At 75.1% G+C, this 17,638-nt stretch carries 14 protein-coding genes; 4 read left to right on the forward strand and 10 right to left on the reverse strand.

Translation table 11 applies throughout. From position 1 onward, the window contains the following. Positions 1-76 precede the first annotated feature (76 nt). Genes AC24FB_RS05270 through AC24FB_RS05285 form a run of 4 tightly spaced genes read left to right on the forward strand, consistent with a single transcriptional unit; the run spans position 77 to position 6,186 of the window. Positions 77-3,259 carry a WecB/TagA/CpsF family glycosyltransferase gene (locus tag AC24FB_RS05270; protein WP_425714746.1) on the forward strand — a complete coding sequence of 1,061 codons (3,183 nt, stop codon included), beginning with the start codon at positions 77-79 and terminating at the stop codon, positions 3,257-3,259. Beyond that, positions 3,246-4,154 (forward strand): GumC domain-containing protein, encoded by a 909-nt coding sequence (locus AC24FB_RS05275; protein WP_425714745.1) that lies wholly within the window; start codon positions 3,246-3,248, stop codon positions 4,152-4,154. Before AC24FB_RS05270 ends, AC24FB_RS05275 begins: the two co-directional genes overlap by 14 nt. Further along, entirely contained in the window at positions 4,151-4,828 is a 678-nt protein-coding gene (locus AC24FB_RS05280; protein ID WP_487561150.1) for a hypothetical protein, read from the forward strand. The genes AC24FB_RS05275 and AC24FB_RS05280 overlap by 4 nt, the downstream gene beginning before the upstream one ends. Beyond that, positions 4,825-6,186, forward strand: a complete 1,362-nt coding sequence (locus tag AC24FB_RS05285) for an O-antigen ligase family protein (RefSeq protein WP_425714743.1) — start codon at positions 4,825-4,827, stop codon at positions 6,184-6,186. Before AC24FB_RS05280 ends, AC24FB_RS05285 begins: the two co-directional genes overlap by 4 nt. On the opposite strand, the gene AC24FB_RS05290 is transcribed toward AC24FB_RS05285, so the two are convergent. From AC24FB_RS05290 to AC24FB_RS05335, 10 genes are read right to left on the reverse strand one after another with little or no spacing between them, the layout of a single operon-like run. Next, on the reverse strand, positions 6,123-7,403 hold the full coding sequence (locus AC24FB_RS05290; RefSeq protein ID WP_425714742.1) for a rhamnosyltransferase WsaF family glycosyltransferase: 1,281 nt from the start codon (positions 7,401-7,403) through the stop codon (positions 6,123-6,125). The two genes, AC24FB_RS05285 and AC24FB_RS05290, sit on opposite strands and share 64 nt — an antisense overlap. Before the next feature lies 1 nt (position 7,404). Next, the gene (locus tag AC24FB_RS05295; protein WP_425714740.1) at positions 7,405-8,529 is read right to left on the reverse strand and encodes a glycosyltransferase family 2 protein; all 1,125 of its coding nucleotides are present in this window, start codon (positions 8,527-8,529) and stop codon (positions 7,405-7,407) included. Continuing rightward, a complete protein-coding gene (locus tag AC24FB_RS05300) occupies positions 8,526-10,064 on the reverse strand; it encodes an oligosaccharide flippase family protein (protein ID WP_425714739.1) in 1,539 nt (512 codons plus the stop codon). The genes AC24FB_RS05295 and AC24FB_RS05300 overlap by 4 nt, the downstream gene beginning before the upstream one ends. Next, positions 10,061-11,269, reverse strand: coding sequence for a glycosyltransferase (locus AC24FB_RS05305; protein ID WP_425714738.1), 1,209 nt, complete (start codon positions 11,267-11,269; stop codon positions 10,061-10,063). The genes AC24FB_RS05300 and AC24FB_RS05305 overlap by 4 nt, the downstream gene beginning before the upstream one ends. Positions 11,270-11,303: 34 nt before the next feature. Further along, the gene (locus AC24FB_RS05310; protein WP_425714737.1) at positions 11,304-12,482 is read right to left on the reverse strand and encodes a DegT/DnrJ/EryC1/StrS family aminotransferase; all 1,179 of its coding nucleotides are present in this window, start codon (positions 12,480-12,482) and stop codon (positions 11,304-11,306) included. After that, a complete protein-coding gene (locus AC24FB_RS05315; RefSeq protein WP_425714736.1) occupies positions 12,482-13,432 on the reverse strand; it encodes a DUF6492 family protein in 951 nt (316 codons plus the stop codon). Before AC24FB_RS05315 ends, AC24FB_RS05310 begins: the two co-directional genes overlap by 1 nt. Next, positions 13,429-14,640, reverse strand: coding sequence for a glycosyltransferase family 4 protein (locus AC24FB_RS05320; RefSeq protein WP_425714735.1), 1,212 nt, complete (start codon positions 14,638-14,640; stop codon positions 13,429-13,431). The genes AC24FB_RS05315 and AC24FB_RS05320 overlap by 4 nt, the downstream gene beginning before the upstream one ends. Beyond that, complete coding sequence (locus tag AC24FB_RS05325; protein WP_425714734.1) at positions 14,637-15,353, reverse strand: NeuD/PglB/VioB family sugar acetyltransferase; 717 nt, start codon at positions 15,351-15,353, stop codon at positions 14,637-14,639. Before AC24FB_RS05325 ends, AC24FB_RS05320 begins: the two co-directional genes overlap by 4 nt. Beyond that, positions 15,353-16,555, reverse strand: a complete 1,203-nt coding sequence (locus AC24FB_RS05330) for a DegT/DnrJ/EryC1/StrS family aminotransferase (protein WP_425714733.1) — start codon at positions 16,553-16,555, stop codon at positions 15,353-15,355. Before AC24FB_RS05330 ends, AC24FB_RS05325 begins: the two co-directional genes overlap by 1 nt. Continuing rightward, positions 16,552-17,637 (reverse strand): dTDP-glucose 4,6-dehydratase, encoded by a 1,086-nt coding sequence (locus AC24FB_RS05335; protein WP_487561155.1) that lies wholly within the window; start codon positions 17,635-17,637, stop codon positions 16,552-16,554. The genes AC24FB_RS05330 and AC24FB_RS05335 overlap by 4 nt, the downstream gene beginning before the upstream one ends. Position 17,638 lies beyond the last annotated feature (1 nt).

Here is a 17,638-nt window from a genome sequence, read left to right on the forward strand (position 1 = left end):
GAGCGCACCCGCAGGACCCCTGTCCCCCAAGGAGCGTCGTGACGATGCCGCCCGCACCCCCCTCCCGGGACCCGGCATGACCACCCTCGCCGACCGGGACGCCCTCACCGACCCGGCCTCGCCGGACCTCCCCCTCACGAGCGTCGAGACGCGCGCCGGAGAGGCCGTCGTCGAGCCCGTCGTCACCGGCGCGCCGGAGGCCGGCGCCGCTGCTCCGCACGCCGAGGCGAAGCACGCCGTGGTGCAGCACGCCGTGGCACAGCTCGTCCCGGCCCCGCACGCACCGCCGACCCCCACGCCCGCTCCCCCGACGCCGCACCCGCACCCGCACGAGCGGGTGGACCTCGCGGGCATCGTCGTCGACCTCATGGGCGAGGCCGACGCCGTGTCGACGATCGTCCGGCGTGCGTCCCGCCCGGCGGGGATCGACCGCGACGACGACACCCCCGCGCTCCCGCCGCTCGCCGTCATCTCCGCGAACCTCGACCACATCGTCCAGTTCGGGTCCACCGGACGCTGGCGCCACCAGCTCGGCGACTCGCTGCACCCCACGAGCACCGACGTGGACGGCACCGCTCGCCCCCTCGAGTGGCTCACGCTCCTCGACGGCGCGCCGCTGGTGTCCCGGGCGAACCGCCTGACCGGGCGCGCCTGGCCACGCCTCGCCGGCAGCGACCTCGCCGACCCGCTGCTCGACGCCGCCGAGGCGGCCGGGGTCTCGGTCGGCTTCGTCGGCGGCTCCTACCTCGTCCAGCGCCTGCTCTCGCGACGGCTCGCACGGACGCGTCCGGGTCTCGTCGTCGCCGGCATGTGGTCCCCCGACCGTTCCGACCTCTCCGACGACGCCGCCTCCCTCCGGCTGGCCGCGGACATCGCGGAGTCGGGGGCACAGCTGCTCGTCGTCGGCCTCGGCAAGCCCCGCCAGGAGCTGTGGATGTCCCGCTTCGGCCCGGCCACCGGGGCGAACGTGCTGCTCGCCTTCGGCGCCGTGGTCGACTTCCTCGCCGACGCCGTGCAGCGTGCCCCGCGCCTCGCGAGCGACCACGGCCTCGAGTGGGCCTACCGCCTGGCGCGCGAGCCGCGCCGGCTCGCGACCCGGTACCTGGTCGACGACCCGCCGGGCCTCGTCCAGCTCCGGCGCGACAGCCGGGCGCTGCCCCCGACCGACCCGCCGGAGGCGGTGCAGTCGCCCCCGGTCCGCTCGACGAGCGCACCGGACGTGACACCGGCTGCCCCCCGCCCCGCCGGGTCGACCACGCCCGGACCTGCCGTCCCCGGGAGGGGCGGCACCTTCGTCCCGGCCGACGCGCCGGCCGAGGTCGCCGCCCTCGTGGTCACCTACGACAGCGCCGAGCACGTCGAGTCGCTGATCGACAGCCTCCGCACCGAGGCCGAGGACCTGCGCCTCCGGGTGGTCGTGGCCGACAACTCCTCCACCGACGGCACGCTCGAGCGGCTCGCGGCGCACCCGGACGTCGTCGTCGTACCCACCGGCGGCAACCTCGGGTACGCCGCCGGGATCAACGTCGCCGCGCGCGCGGCGGGCGACGCCGAGGCGCTGCTCGTCCTCAACCCGGACCTCGAGGTCCGGCCCGGGGCGGTCGCCGAGCTGCTGGCGGTCCTGCGCTCGGGCCACGCCGACCTCGTGGTCCCCCGGCTCGTCGACACGTACGGCGCCACGGCGATGTCGCTGTACCGGGAGCCCACGGCCGCGACCGTCCTCGGCGACGCGGTCCTCGGCAACCGGTGGCCCCGGCGGCCGGCGGCCCTCGGCGGCACCGACCTCGCCCCGGAGAGCTACCAGTTCGGCCACGAGATCGACTGGGCGACCGGGGCGGCGATCCTCGTGAGCGCGTCAGCGGCACGCACTATCGGCGAGTGGGACGAGCGGTTCTTCCTCTACTCCGAGGAGACCGACTACTTCCGCCGCGCACGCGACCTCGGGCTCGTCGCCCGGTACGAGCCGCGCGCCACGATGGTCCACGCCGGCGCGGGGTCCGGGACCTCCCCGCGCCTGCGGGCCCTCATGGCGGTCAACCTCGTGCGGTACGCGCGCAAGCACCACGGCGCGGGCGTCGCGCGGCGCTGGTGGGCGGGCACGCTGCTCTCCGAGGCGCTGCGGGCGCACCGGCCGGGTCGCCGTGGCGTGCTCGGGGTCGTGGCCGACGAGGCGCGGTGGGACACGCTGCCCGGGCCGGCAGCGGGACCGGCGTCGGGGGCGGTTCCCGTGACGGGGGCCGCCGCGGGTCCGGCGGCGGGACCGGTCGACGAGCCGGCGGTGCGTCCGGCGGGCGCCCCCGCCGAGCACCCGCGCGGCACCGTCGTCGTCCCGGCGCACGACGAGGCGGCGGTCGTGGGACGGACCCTTGCCGCCCTCGCGCCCGCGCTCGCCACCGGCCGGGTCGAGGTCGTCGTCGTGTGCAACGGGTGCACCGACGGGACCGCGGCCCGCGCCGCGGCCGTCGCCGGCGTCCGGGTGGTCGAGATCGACGTCGCGTCCAAGACCGCGGCGCTCAACGCGGGCGACCGGGCGGCCACGCACTGGCCGCGCGTGTACCTCGACGCCGACATCGAGCTCGCCCCGGCCACGCTGCGGCGGCTCCTCGAGACCCTCGCCGACGGCGCGCTCGTCGCCCGCCCGGCCTTCCGGTACGACACGGGCACGGCGCGCTGGCCGGTCACCGCGTACTACCGGGCGCGGCGCCGGCTGCCGAGCACGAGTGCCGCGATCTGGGGAGCCGGCGTGTTCGGGCTCAGCGAGGCGGGGCACGCCCGGATCGGATCCTTCCCGGACGTCACGGCGGACGACTACTTCGTGGACCAGGCCTTCGACGACGACGAGAAGGTCGTCGTCGCCGCTCCCCCGGTCCCCGTCCGCACGCCGCGGGACGTCGCCTCGCTGCTGCGGGTGCTCCGGCGCCAGCACCGGGGGCCGGCCGAGCAGCGTGGGCGGGCCGCGCGGCATCCACGTACCGCGGCGTCGCCGGGCGCGGCTCCGGCTGGTGCAGGGTCCGGCCGTTCGTCGTCGGGCAGGTCGTCGACTGGCCGTTCGTCGTCGTCGTCGGCGGGGTCGACGGCACGTGAGCTGCTCGCCTCGGTGCGCGGCCCGCGGACCCTCGTCGACGCCGCGGTCTACGCCGCGCTGGCGGCGGTCCCCCGACTGACCCGGCGGTCGCGGTCGGCGGACCCCGGGTGGGAACGGGACGAGAGCAGCCGGGTGCCCCGGGAACGAGGAGGAGCCCCTCATGCAGCTCAGTGACACGATCGCGACCCTGCTGCGGCGCTGGTACGTCCTGCTGCTCGGCCTCTGCCTCACCGCTGCCGGCGGGTGGTACGCCTACCGGTCGATCCCCACCACGTACGAGGCCACGGGCAGTCTCCTGCTCATGCCGTCCACCGACACCGTGGGCGCCGAGGGAAACCCGTACCTCTACCTCAACGGCATGATCGACGCCCGCGACGTCCTGCTGCGCCGGGCGGGATCGACCGAGAACTACACGTCCGTCGTGGCCGAGCACCCGGGGACCGCGTACACGCTCGGCTCCGACCCGACCACGCAGTCCCCGATCGTCACGGTGGCCGTGGAGGGCGCGACCCCCGAGGACGCCCTCGCCGTCATGCACGGGGCCCTGGAGAACGTCGAGGAGAACCTCGACGCCATGCAGGACGAGGTCGGGCTCCCCGACGGCCAACGGCTCGGTGCCTCGCCGCTGGTCCTCGCCGACTCCGCCACCGCGAGCCGGACCGCCGCCGCCCGCCTGGCCATCGTCGTCCTCGGCGCCGGCGGGCTGGGCACGCTCCTGGTCGCCGGTCTCGTCGACGGCGCACTGATGCGTCGCCGCGAACGCCGGTCGGCCGAGATCGAGCCGGCCGCGACCGATCGAGCCGTGGGAGACGGTCCACCGGTGGAGCCCCTGAACGCGGTGACGGACCCACAGGCCGCGGGGGCTGCGGAGACCGGGCCGGCTCACGACGGCACGACCGCTCCCGGGGAGGCGGCCGCCGACGTCCGGCCGGACGTCACGGAGGCAGCGACGGACGACGACGCAGCGGCGCGCGGCACGACCACCGAGGCGCAGGACGAGCCCGCGGACGACGCCGTTCCGCGCGAGACGGAGCTGGCCACCGCGTCCGCGGGCCCGCCGGACCGATGAGGAGCGGTGCGGCGAGTCTCGTCCGACGCCGCTGGTACGTGTACCTCGTGGCCCTGGTGGCACTCGGCGTCGTGGTGCTGTCGGCACCCGCTCCCCCGCGCGCCACCACGATCCGGGCGGAGCTCACCCTCAGCCCGCCGCCCGAGTTCTCGGCCGAGACGCCGTACGTCTTCTCCCTGGAGACGATGCTCGCCTTCACGGCCGCGGTCGACGAGGCGTACGACGCGCGCTACCCGTCGACCCAGCTCTCCACCCCGAACGCCTCCCTGTTCGGCAACCAGGTCCTCGACGGCGTCTCGGTCACCTCGTCCCGGTCCGGCACGCAGTGGCAGGAGTGGCAGGACCGGCCGTCGATGATCGTGACGGCGACGGGGCCGACGGAGGCCGCCGCCCTGGCCACCATCCGCACGACGATCGCCCAGGTGGCGGAGGTGACGACCGACATCCAGGTCGGCTCCGGCGTTCCCGCCGCCGCGCGGATCCGCCTGCTCTGGCAGGAGGACACGTTCACGATCGGTTCGATCGGCAGGACCGATTCCAGCGCGGTCAAAGGGGCGGCGGTCCTCGGTCTCGTCGCGCTCGGCGCCGCGACCGCCGTCGCCTCCGGGCTGGACCGGGCGGGGACGCAGCTGCGCAGGGACCGGTCCGAGACGTCCGTGGGGCGGACCGGATGACGCTCGCCGACCACGCCGTCGTCGTCCCGCCGGACGGCACCCCCGCCACGCGCCGCGTCCGGTTCGACGCGGTGACCTTCCTGACCGTCTACCTCGTGCTGCTGCTCGGGATCCCGTCCTACCTCGTCATCCCCGCGCTGGGCACGATGGGGCAGCTCTCCCTCCTGTGGGGACTGGCCGGCCTCGCGTGGTGGGCGTTCACGGCGGTCTCCCGCGGCGGGCGCGGACACCGCCGCACGTCTCCCGTCGGGGTCGCCCTCGCCGTGCTCCTCGCGGTGGTCGCGACCGCGTACGGCATGGGGGCCCTGCACGGGTTGCCGACGCACCTGGCGGCCGCGGCAGACAGCGGCCTGATCCGCGTGCTCAGCTGGTCCGGCGTGGCGCTCGTCGCGCTCGACGGGATCCGGACCAGGGCCCGGCTGCTCGCCCTCGTGCGCCGGGTCGCCTGGGCCGGCGCGCTGATGTCCGTCCTCGGGCTGGCCCAGTTCGTCACCGGGCAACCGCTGGTCACCTCGATCTCGCTCCCCGGGTTCGCAGTCGACGGCTCCTTCGCGGGAGTGATGGACCGCGGCGGATTCGTCCGCGCGGCCGGCACCGCGTCCCACCCGCTCGAGTACGGGACGCTGCTGTGCCTCACCCTCCCCCTCGCCCTCGCCCTGGGGATGAGCGAGCTGCGTCGTCCGTGGTTCGTCCGGTGGCTGCCGGCCGGGCTGATCGCGCTCGCCGTGGCGCTGTCGGTCTCCCGGTCGACCCTCATCGGGGTCGCGTTCGGGCTGCTCGTCCTCGCCCCCCGCGTCCCCCCGGCCTACCGGCTCCGGGGGGCACTGCTCGGTGTCCTCCTCGGCGCGGCCATGCTGGTCGCGGTCCCCGGGCTGGTCGGCACGATGCTCGGCCTGTTCACCGCCATCGGGTCCGACGCCAGCACGGTGTCCCGCACGGGCAGCAGCGACGTGGTCCTGGAGATCGTCGGCCGGCACTGGTGGCTGGGCCACGGGTACGGGACGTTCCAGCCGAACGAGCTGATCCTCGACAACCAGTTCCTGCTCATCCTCGTCGAGCTCGGTGTCCTCGGTCTCGCGGCGTTCGCCGCGGTCGTCCTCACGAGCATCGCCTGCGCGTGGCGTTCCGCCCCTCGTCCCCGGGTGGCCGGCCCCGGCGGCGCACCGGCGCCGGCCGTCTCGCACTCGCTGGCCACCGGACCTGCCCTGGCGGCCGGGATCGCCGCCGGATCGCTCACCCTCGCCTTCTTCGACGGGCTCTCGTTCCCCATCAGCGCGGGACTGCTCTTCCTCTCCTACGGGGCCGCCGGCGCGTCCTGGCGGATCGCGCGCACGGACCGCTCGGCGGCCGACGGGTAGCGCCCCGTCCCGGTCCGGACGCGGTCCTCCACCATCTCCGCGGTCATCCGCTGCGCCACGTCCCAGCCACGCGGCCGACGGGCGGCGATGCGCGCGGCGCGGTCGGCACGATCGGCCGGGTCCGACACCGCGACGGCTGCGGCCAGGGCGTCGGCGAGCGCCTCGGGACGTCCGGGCACCCAGGTGGCCTCCGGGTGCTCGAGGTCGAGCCGCGGTCCAGGATCGTCGTTGAGCACGGTGACGCTGCCGGCGGCCAGCATCTCGGCCGCCACGAGGGAGATGTTCGTGAACGACATCGCCAGGCCCGCGACCACCTCGTTGTACAACCGGTTGAGCTCCTGCGGCGGGAGCGAGCCGTGCTGGACCGCAGGGACCCGCCACCCCGGGATGCGGTCGCCGACCACATGGATCGGCTCGTCCGGGCACCGCTCGTGGAACAGCTCGAGGGTCCGTCGCGCGAGCAGGTAGCCGCGGCGGTCGACGTTCCGCTTGGCGTAGTAGACGACGCCGCGGCGCGTCTCCTGACGCCCGGGAAGCAGTCGGTAGGTCTCCACGTCGCACCCGAACGGGACGACGAGGTCGGGCTCGGCACCCGCCTCCCGGCGCATCGCCGCGGCGACCATCCCGCCGAGGGCGATGGTCTGCAGTCCCATCGTGTACGTCGCCTCGGCGAGGTCGTAGAGGTAGCCACGCGGGTAGAAGTAGGCCTCGTAGTCCTGGACGAAGTAGAAGGGGACCGCACCGCCGTGCAGCGACGCCACGACGTGGGCGGTCTGCCACGAGCTCGCCACCACGGCGTCGTACCGGTCCAGACCGTCCGCGACGCTCGCGACGCCCGCCGGGAGGCCCGGCCACCACCGGCGGATCGTCTCCTCGCGGCGCGCGACGTCGTCGTCGGTGGCGTCGTAGAGGACGAGCGTGCACCGGTGACCGCGCTCGGCCATGGCTCGGACCATGCGGAACAGGGTCGTGTGCCCTCCGGAGCCGGCGCCCGGAGGCGTGCAGACCCAGCCCACCTCGAGGCTCTCCTTCTGCCGGCCGGGGATCGGCGGCGGAGGAGGGCCGACGTGGACGTGCTCGTCCCGCAGGGGCAGCCGCGGCTCGTCCCAGGCCCGCGCGGCGCCGAGGCGCTCGACCCCACGGCGGGCGATCGTGCCCGCGGTGCCGCGCAGCCCGTCCCTGCGCAGGCTCGCTCGGACGTTCTCGGTCAGTCCCATGTCAGTACACCCCGTTCCGGTGCCAGCTGCGTTCGGTCCATGCGCGTCGCACGCGGTCACGGGCACGCCGGGCGGTCCCGGCGAGGACGTCCACCGGTCGGCGCCCGCGTGCCGCCCGGCGAGCGATCGCCCGCTTGCGTCGGAGGTTGGCGGAAGTCGGTGCGATCGCCATCCCGTCGAGCCGGAGGTAGGTCTCCGTCACCGCTCCGTGGACGTCGAGCTCGTGGGTCATCGTGTCGAGCACCTGCCGGTCGAGCGCAGCGTCGGCCGTTCGCCGGGCGGCGGCCGCCCACCCGAGTCCGCCGGCCGCGCCGTCGAACAGGGCGTGGAAGGCGAGCCGGCGCTCGGCGAGGTCGACGACGACGTCGACCTCGCGCGCGGAGAGGCTGAGGTCGTGGTCGCGGTGCCACGCCTGGTCCGCGCCGTGGACGTACCCGACGTCGCCGAACGCGGCGAGCCGCAGCCACATCTCCATGTCGTGCGTGTGGGCGAGCGGAAGCTGCCCGCCCACACGGGCGACGAGGTCGGACCGCATGACGACCTCGGCGGACGTGATGACGTTGTACCCGTCGGCGCACCGGTCCTGCACCCACTGGTGGCCGGGCCAGATCGTCCAGGCGGAGGCGGTGGTCCGCGCCGGGCGCCGCGGGCCGCCCTCGACGAAGTGGCTCGGGTGGCCGTAGACGAGTCCGACGGACGGGTGGGCGCGGACGAGTGCGACCGCACGGGCCAGGGAGCCGGGCGTCAGCAGGTCGTCGGCGTCGAGCCGGACGAGGAACTCGCCGGTGACGTGCTCGAGCCCGGCGTTGAACGCGGCGACCGGTCCCCGGTTCTCCGGCATGCGGACGACCCGGACCCGGTCGTCGGCTGCGGCCAACGTGTCGGCGACGGCCGCGCTGTCGTCGGTGGAGAGGTCGTCGACGACGACCACGTCGACGTCGACGCCGGGCTGCTCGAGCACGCTGGAGACCGACTCGACGAGGTAGCGCCCGTAGTTGAAGCACGGGACGACGACGGTGACGCTCGCGCGCTCCCCCGGCCCGACAGCCACCGGCACGGGGGGGACGCGCAGCCGTCGGCCGACCGGGTCACGTCCGGTGGCGCGGCGTTCCTGGGACAGGGTCATGCCGACTCCTTCGTGGGCGTGCGGACGGGGACGGGCGCGGGCACGGGTGTCGGGCCGGCGCCGTCCGTCGCGGGCTCCGCCGGTGCGTCGTCCGCGGTTCCGAGCACTCCGTCGGAGCCCAGCTCACGGGCTTGCGCGAGGCGCGCCAGGAACCAGCGGTGCAGGAGGGCGGCGTAGACGAGGGTGCCGAGCAGGCCACCGACCAGGAGCGCCGTCAGGTCGTTCTCGACGAACGCCGCCACGCCCCGCGCGGTCGCACCCGCCGGCACGGCAGCCAGAAGGGGCGGCCAGAGCGCCACCCGCGCGGCGGCGACGTCGGTCCCCGCCCGGGCCAGCACCCACCCGACGAGGCAGACGAGGAGGAGCGCGGCAGCAACCTGCGCGAGGGCCGCCCCGGTCCCACCGGCCGTGCGCGCACCGAGCACGAGCAGCGGAACGAGTGCGAGCATCCATCCCACCTGCAGCCACAGCACCCAGCCCGACCGGCCGCGCGCCAGCAGGTAGGCGGTCGCCAGGTCGACCGGCGTGCGCAACGCGCCGAACACGGCGAGCAGCGCCAGCAGCCCGACGGCGGGCGACCACCGTGCGCCGTAGAGCAGGCCGACGAGAGGCTCGGACAGGGTCGCCAGCATGAGCCCGGCGAGGACCGAGAGCGTCCACACCGGTGCCAGGGCGGTGGCGAAGGAGGTGTCGCGGCGCCCCTCGGCGAGCCGGGCGAACGCCGGCAGCGAGACCGACCGGACGATCTGGCCGAAGACGCTCATCGGCCAGTTCGCCACGTTGAACGCGAGGTAGTAGAAGCCGAGGACAGTCGTGCCGGCCAGGGTGGACAGCACGATCTTGTCGATGCCGAGCAGCGCCCAGGACAGGAGGTTCGCGGCGGCCAGCGGGACGCCGAAGGCGAGGATGTCGCGGACGAGGAGCCGGTCGAACCCGAGGTGCAGGCGCCGCCGGGTGAGGACGAACTGGAGGACGACCGCGGTGGCCTGGGCGACGACCCGGGCCACGGCGAGCGCCATCACGCCCCACCCGGCGAGGATGAGCACGACCGTCACGGTCGTGCCGACGACGAAGTCGGCGACGCCGACGAGGAAGACCCGCTTCTGCTGGAAGTCCCGCTGCAGCGCCGCGTTCGGGACCACACCCGCGCCGGCGACGACGAGGGTGAGGGACATGACCGCGAGCACCGGCCCGGCCTCCGGCGCACCCAGGATCTCGGCGACGGTCCCCGAGCCGATCACGAGTGCGAGCGTCAGCGCCGCCGACATGACGAGCGAGAGTGTGGCGACCGTGGGCGCGCGACGCTCGTGGTCCGGCGAGCGGACGAGGTCGGCGCTGAGCCCGAGGTCGGCGAGCGTCATGAGCACGGTCTGGACGGTGAGGACCACCGCGTAGACCCCGAACTCCCCCGGGCTGAGCATCCGGGCGAGGAACACGCCGACCCCGAGCGACCCGAGACGGAGCACGGTGCTGCTCACCGAGCTCCAGGCGAGCCCGTGACGGATCCCCGCACGCAGGTCGCGCGGCGCGCTCATGCCGCAGCCGTGGTCCGTGGGCCGCGGCGCGCGCCGGCCCGGTGGAGAAGGAAGCCGGACATCGCACCGGCGGAGCGCGCGAGGGAGGCCGCACGCCGCGCGGTGGTCAGCACGGGACGACCGCCGCGCGACCTGTCGTGGGCCTGCGCGTAGATGTCGAGCAGCACCGTGGCCGCCCGGTCGAGCCCGAACCGCTGCTCGACGAGCCGTCGGGACCACTCGCCGAGCCGGGTCCGCTCCGCGCGGTCGGTGAGCAGCTGCTCGAGGGGATCGCGCAGGGCGTACGGCCCTCCGTCGCCGTGGCCGAAGAAGCCCTCTCGAAGGAACTCCGGCATCGTGTCCGCGCGCACCGCCCGGACGTACCCGCCCGCCCCGAGCACGACGGCGGGCCGGGCGTGGGCCATCCCTCGCAGGATCGAGCTGCCCATCCCGAGGACGACGTCGCCGGCGGCGTAGGCGGCTCCGGGGTCCAGGAGAGTGCCTGGCATGCGGACGACGGGTCGCCCGTGCCGGTCGTTCACCTCGTCGGCGGCGATCCGGACCCGGGCGGCGTCGTCGCCGTCGCCCGCCACGAGGAGGGTGACCGGGAGCCGCTCCGCGAGCGTGCCCACCGCGGCGATCGCAGCGATCACCCCCGCGGACTTGTCGAGGTCCGTGGTCAGCCGGCCGACCACGCTCACCACCGGTCCGCCCTCGTCCAGGCCGAGGCTGCGACGCGCGGGCCCCGCCGGACGCGGGGTGTCGAGCGCGGTGTCGATCGGCGGCTCGAGGACGTGGCGGTGCGCGAAGCCCTCCCCCGCGGCCTCGGCGGCGAGTCGTTCGGTGCCGACGACGAGGTCGAGATGGCGCGGCAGGAAGCCGGGGACCTCCATCGACAGCACCGTCATGACGAGCGGGGTGTCGAGCCACCCGTGCGCCCCGAGGGAGGCACCCATCGACGGCGCCCACTCGTAGGCGTGCACGAGGTCCGCGCGCCACTCACGCACGAGTCGCATGAGCCCGAGGGCCCAGGGCAGCGAGAGCCGCAGCCCCGTGGCCGCAGGACGCCAGTCCAGTCCGGCGGCCCGCGCGCGCTCGACGAGCGGACCGGGCGGGGCGTAGACCACCACCTCGTGCCCGCGGTCGCGGACCGCGGCAGCGAGGTCGAGGGCGTTGATCTGGCTGCCGCCCATGCCCATGTCGTGCGGGCAGACGACGATCCTCATGTCGAGGTCGCCTCCCGGGGGCGGACGACGGTCGTCACCGCGGCACCTCGACGGCGGCCCGCAGGACCTCGGCCACCCGTTCCTGCTGGTCCGGCGTGATGTGCGGGAACATCGGCAGCGAGATCATGGTGCCCGCCGCGGTCTCGGTGACGGGGAACGACCCGTGCGCGTGCCCGAGGTCGGCGTAGGCACCCGTGAGGTGGACCGGCACCGGGTAGTGCACGCCCGCACCGATGCCGGCGACCCGGAGCCGGTCGAGGACCGCGTCCCGGTCCGCGACCCGCACCGGGTAGAGGTGCCACACGTGCTCGTTCCCCTCGGCGGCGAACGGGAGGCGCACGCCCTCGACGTCCCCCAGGAGCTCGGCGTACCGGGCGGCGGCGGCTCGGCGGGCCTCGTTCCAGGCGGCCAGTCGGCGGAGCTTGGCGGACAGCACCACGGCCTGCACGGCGTCGAGCCGGGAGTTCATGCCGATGACGTCGTGGTGGTACTTCGTGGCGCTCCCGTGGTTCCCGAGCCGTCGGACGTGGGCGGCGGCGTCGGCGTCGTCGGTGAGGACGGCTCCCGCGTCGCCGGCCGCCCCGAGGTTCTTGCCCGGGTAGAAGCTCGTGCCGGCCGCGGCACCGAGCGAGCCGGCTGGCCGTCCGTGCCGGGTGGCGCCCTGGGACTGGGCCGCGTCCTCGACGATCACCGCGCCCTCCCGCTCCGCGACCACAGCCAGCTGCTCGACGAACGCCGCCTGGCCGAACAGGTGGACCGGGACGATCGCCTGGGTCCGGTCGGTGACGGCGGCCTCGACCGCGCTCGGGTCGATGAGGAGGTGGTCGGGGTCGACGTCGACGAGCACGGGCACCGCGCCGATCCGGCTCACCGCCTCGGCGGTGGCGATGAAGGTGTTCGCCGGGAGGATGACCTCGCCGCCGGGCGAGACGCCGACGCCGCGCAGGGCGAGCTCGAGCGCGTCGGTCCCGCTGCCCACGCCGATGCAGTGACCGACCCCGACGGCGTCGGCGTAGGCCCGCTCGAACCGGTCGATCCAGGGGCCGCCGATGAACCCGGCCGTGGCGAGCACCTGCTCCAGGCCCTCGCGGACCTCGGCGTCGACCTCGAGCTGTTGGGCGACGAGGTCGAGGAAGGGGACGGGGGCGGCGTCGTCCAGGGGCGTGGGATCGGCGGCCGGCCCTGCCGGCGCGGCGAGCTGCGTGGTGGACATCAGGCGTACTCCTTCTCGAGCTGCGAGACGATCGATCGGACGAGGGCGTCGTCCGTGTCCGACGTCGACTGGATGTGGACGGCCCGGTGCTCCGGTCCGAAGCCCTCGACGAAGTCGTCGGCCTCCGCGGCGTCCATCGGGGTCGGGGACCAGTGGCTGTGGCACCGGGGCGTCCCCGACTCGTAGTCCCTGTCCTTCGGTCGACCGAAGTGGCGCACGTACGTGCCGTACAGGACGTCCTCGCTCAGGTGCAGGTGCCGCGCGAGCGCCACCGCCCACGGCCGACCGGTGACCTCCTCCACCCGGCCCAGGCCGGCGTCCACGAGCTCACGGTCGTAGGTGACGATCCCCGCCACGTGGTCCGGGTAGGCGTCGCGGTCCTGCCACGGCAGGCCCAGGAGCTCGTGGGCGACCTGGCACCACCGGTGGTGGCGGTGCATGCTGCGGGTGATGCCGCCGTCCTTGCTGTAGAAGTGCACGGACCCGTCGCGGACGAAGTCGGACACGTGGGTGCGCCGGACGAGGACGACGTCGGAGTCGACGAAGACGAGCGCGTCGGCGTCGACGTGGGCCGCCATGTTGAGCTTGATGAGCTGCTGCATCACCCACCCGCGGATCGGCTGCCAGGGCCTCCGCCGACTCACGCCCGCGCAGTTGAGCCGCCGGGACAGGAAGGGCACTCTCCGAGTGGCGGCCGCCAGCCGGTCGGTGGGGATGATGCCCTCGGGGACGACCTCCTGGTAGGACCAGACCGCGAGCCGCGGCGAGTCGATGCCCCGGTAGAGGTCGACGTCGATGCCCGGCACGGCCGCGTGGTGCACGACCGACTCGTCGGTGTGCCTGAGCACCGAGTCGTGGAGCCGCCGGAAGCTGTGGAAGTCCGGCCGGTAGGTCGGGGTGACGATGGCCATCGTCGAGGTGTCCCCGGTCGAGGGTCGGTGGGTGGTCATGGGAGTGCTCCTTCTCGGGCCCAGCGCTCGCGGGTGACCACGGAGCCGAGTCGTCGGTCGGCGTAGAAGCGGGCGCCGGCGGCCGCGGAGGTCGCCAGGGAGCGCACCGCCTCCGTCCGGGTCGTGCGTCCACCCACGGTGTCGAGGTAGATGTCGGCCAGCCGGTCGGCCGCCCGGTCGAGGTCGTGGTGCTCGGAGACGACGTTCCGGCCGAGCTCGCCGAGGCGGCCGCGGAGCGCCGGGTCGGCCGCGAGGCGGACGAGCGCGTCGCGCAGGTCGCGGGCGCCGGCACCACCGCGCCCGAACCACCCCTCGTGGCGGAGCTCGCGCACGGAGGTCCAGTCCGCGACCCGCCAGAAGCCCGCCTCGCCCTGGACGACGAGCGGTCGGGCGTGGGCCATCGCCCGGATCGCGGAGGACCCCATCCCGAGCACGACGTCGGAGGCGGCGTAGACCGGGTCGGGGTCGAGCCGGAGCCCGACCGTCCGTACGACGACCCGGCCGTGCCGCTCGTTGACCGCGGCGGCACGGGTCTCGACGGCCTGCCGCCCCTCACCGTCACCGGCGACCAGGAGGCTCACTCGCTCGGTCCCGGAGAGCCGGTCGACCACCCGGATGGCCTCGAGGACGCCCTGGAGCCGCTCGTGGTCCGTCGTGAGCATGGTGACCGTGCCGACGACGAGCTCGTCCGCGTCGATGCCCCACCGGGCGCGGGCGTCTGCCCGGAGCCGTTCCGCGCGGTCGCCCGCGCCCCCCGCGTCGCCCGTGTGCACGGCGGGCTCGAGGAGATGGACGGCGCCGCCGCGCACCGCCGCGCGCTCCGCGAGCGCGGGCGTCCCGACCACGAGAGGCACGTGCGCGGGCAGGAACCGCGGCGCCCCGGCGGCCAGGACTGTCATGAGCAGCGGCAACCGGCGGCCGGCGGAGAACGCCGCGCGCAGGGACGGCGCCCACTCGTAGGTGTGGACGAGGTCGACGTCCCACCCGCGGGCGACCCCGGCGAGGCCCCGCGACCAGGCGCGGGAGGAGATGTCCGACGGCGCGGGGACCCAGGGCAGGCCGGCGGCCTCGACGAGCTCGGCGAGCACGCCGGTCGGCGCGTAGAGCACGGGCTCGTGCCCGCGGCGACGCACGGCGTCGGCGAGCCCGACCGCCTGGAGCCGGCTGCCGGCCATGTCGAGCGCGGGGGTGCAGACGAGGATCCTCATGGCACGCGTATCCGTCCGTGGGAGGTGAGCAGGGGCAGCACCCCGACGGGGCGCGGGTGCGGCAGTGCGGGACCACCGGCGCGGTCGCGACGGAGCTCGGCGGCCGGCGCGCCGACCCAGGTCCGGCCGGGCGGCACGTCGCGCAGCACCACCGCGCCCATCCCGAGCGTGGCGTCGGCTCCGACGCGCACGTCCTGGCGGACGCTCGTCTGCATCCCGAGGTAGGCCCGCTCCCCGACGCGCACCCGACCGGCGAGCGTGACCCCGGCGGCGCACGTGACGCCGTCGGCGAGCTCGTCGTCGTGGGTGAGCACCGTGCGCGGCATGAGGACGACGTGCTCACCGACGGTGACGTCGCAGGTGAGGACGCAGCCCGCGAGCAGGATCGAGCCGGCGCCGACGGCGGAGCCGGCGCCGATGACGACCGAGGGGTGGACGTGCACGGCGTACCGCTCGGCACCCACGCCGAGGTCGGCCAACCGGGCGGCCAGCGCGATCCGCGCGGCCCCCTGCCCGGGGCAGAGCAGCAGCCGCTCCGACCGCTGCGCGGCCAGCGCGGCGGGTCCGAGGACCGGGACCCCCGACACGGTGGTCCCGGCGAGCGCCGGGTCGTCGTCGAGGATGCCGACCACCCGGTCCGTGCCGGCGTCCCGGACCGAGGCGAGCGTCTCCCGGGCGAGACCGCTCGCGGCGACGAGGAGGATGTCGGCCATCACCGGCTCCCGTCCAGCGGGCTCCGGCGCGAGGGCCGCTGCGGGGACCGGGACGCCAGGACGAGGCTGTCGACCACCCGCCCCAGCTCCTCGGCCGTCATCGCGTGGAACATCGGGAGGATGATCGTCGAGCGCGTGAGCCGCTCGGTCGCGGGCAGTGGGCCGAGCGTGCCGGTGTGCCCGGCGTAGGCCGGCTCGAGGTGGGCCGCCATGATGCCGCGGCGGGCGGAGATCCCGTCGGCCGCGAGCCAGGCCAGCAGGTCGTCGCGTCCCATCGGGAAGCCGGGGAGGACCTCGACCCAGAAGGACTGGAAGTTGGTCGTCCCCCAGGGCGGGTCGGCCACGCAGCGCAGGTCCGGGAGGCTGTCGAGCACGGTGCGGTAGTCGGCCGCGAGCGATCGGCGACGCCGGACCATCTCGGGCAGGCGACCGAGCTGGACGAGGCCGAGGGCAGCCTGCAGGTCGGTCATCCGGTAGTTGAAGCCGATCTCGGTGTAGGACTCCTTGGCGGCGAGCACCGCGGTGTGCCGGTCGGCCGCGGAGACGTCCATCGCGTGCTCGCGGAGGCGTCGTGCGCGCGCCGCCCACTCGGGGTGGCAGGTCGTGAGCATCCCGCCCTCGCCGGTGGTCAGCAGCTTGCGCGGGTGGAAGGACCACGTGGTGAGGTCCGCGCCGACCCCCACAGGCTCGCCGGCGTAGGTCGAGCCGGCGCCGCACGCCGCGTCCTCGATGAGGACGAGCGAGCGCCGGTCGCACAGCTCCCGCAGCGGGCCGAGGTCGACGGGGACACCGCCCTGGTCGACCACGATGACGGCGGTCGTCGCCGGGGTGAGGGCCGCCTCGACCGTGGCCGCGGTGACGTTGCCGGTGGTGGGGTCGACGTCGGCGAAGACGGGACGCGCCCCCACGTAGGTCGGCGCGTTCGCGGTGGCGATGAAGGACAGCGAGGGGACGACGACGTCGTCGCCCGGTCCGACGTCCGCGACTTTGAGGGCGAGGTGCAGGGCGGTCGTGCACGACGACGTCGCCACCCCGAAGGGGACCCCCTGCGCCTGGCTGAACGCCCGCTCGAAGTCGGCGGTGCGCGGGCCCTGCGCCACCCACCCGGAGGTGATGACATCGGCGACGGCCTCGATCTCCTCGGCCCCGAGCCACGGCCTCATCACGCTGATGCGGTCCATCGCGGCAGCCTCGATGCTCATCGCGAGGCCGCCTGCGCCGGTGCGAGAACGCGGCCGGCGGTCGTCCCGTCACGGAGGGCGGCGGGCACGGCCCGACCCCAGTTGGTCGTCGACGCCTCGGCGGCCAGCTCGTCCGCGGTCCTCCCGGACGCGCGGAACCACGAGACGAGCTCGGCGATCCCGTCGACGAGCTCCGTCCGCGGCGCCCATCCCGTGAGCATCTCCATCCGCGTGGCGTCGACCATCAGCCGGCCGACGTCGCCGGGGCGTGCCGGCAGCAGCTCCGGCGCGAGGTCGGGCCGCCCCACGGCGTCGGCGATCACCTCGCAGACCTCGCGCATGGCGAGCTCCCTGCCGGTCCCGAGGTTGACGGTCTCGCCGATGGCCGCGGGGCACTCGGCGAGCGCGACGAGCCCGGCGGCGGTGTCGCGCACGTGCATGAAGTCGCGGGTCTGCTCGCCCGTGCCGTAGAGCACGGGTGCGTGACCGGCGAGCATCCGCACGATCGTGCGCGGGATGATCTCCCCGCTGTCCCCCTCGTGGTGGCTGCGGGTGCCGTATGTGTTGAACGGTCGGGCGACGATCACGGGAAGGCCGTACGTCCGTCCCATCGCCCGCGCGTATGCCTCGCCGGCCAGCTTCGCTCCGCCGTAGACGGTCTCCGGCCAGGTCGGGTGTCGCTCGTCCATCGGCGCGTACTGGGCGGTGCCGAAGACCTCGCTGCTGCTCACGTGCAGCAGCAGGCGGACCCCGGCGTCGCGCGCCGCCAGCCCCACCGTCAACGAGCCGTCCGCGTTGACCGAGTGGTTCTCCTCGGGCGAGTGCAGGCTGTGGCGCACGCCCAGGCACGCGAGGTGCATGACCACGTCCGCGTCCTCGAGGACGGCGTCCATGACGGACCGGTCGCGGACGTCGCCGACGACGAGAGCCATCCGCGGGTCGTCGCTCCAGGTGGCCAGGTTCTCGCGCCGACCGTTGGTCAGGTCGTCCACCACGGTGACGGATCTCGGCCGCCGGTCGCGCAGCAGCGCGTCGACGACATGGCTGCCGATGAACCCCGCACCGCCGGTGACGACGACACGGGCACCGTCCAGCGTGGTCACC

The organism is Georgenia sp. Z1344, from assembly GCF_057652375.1.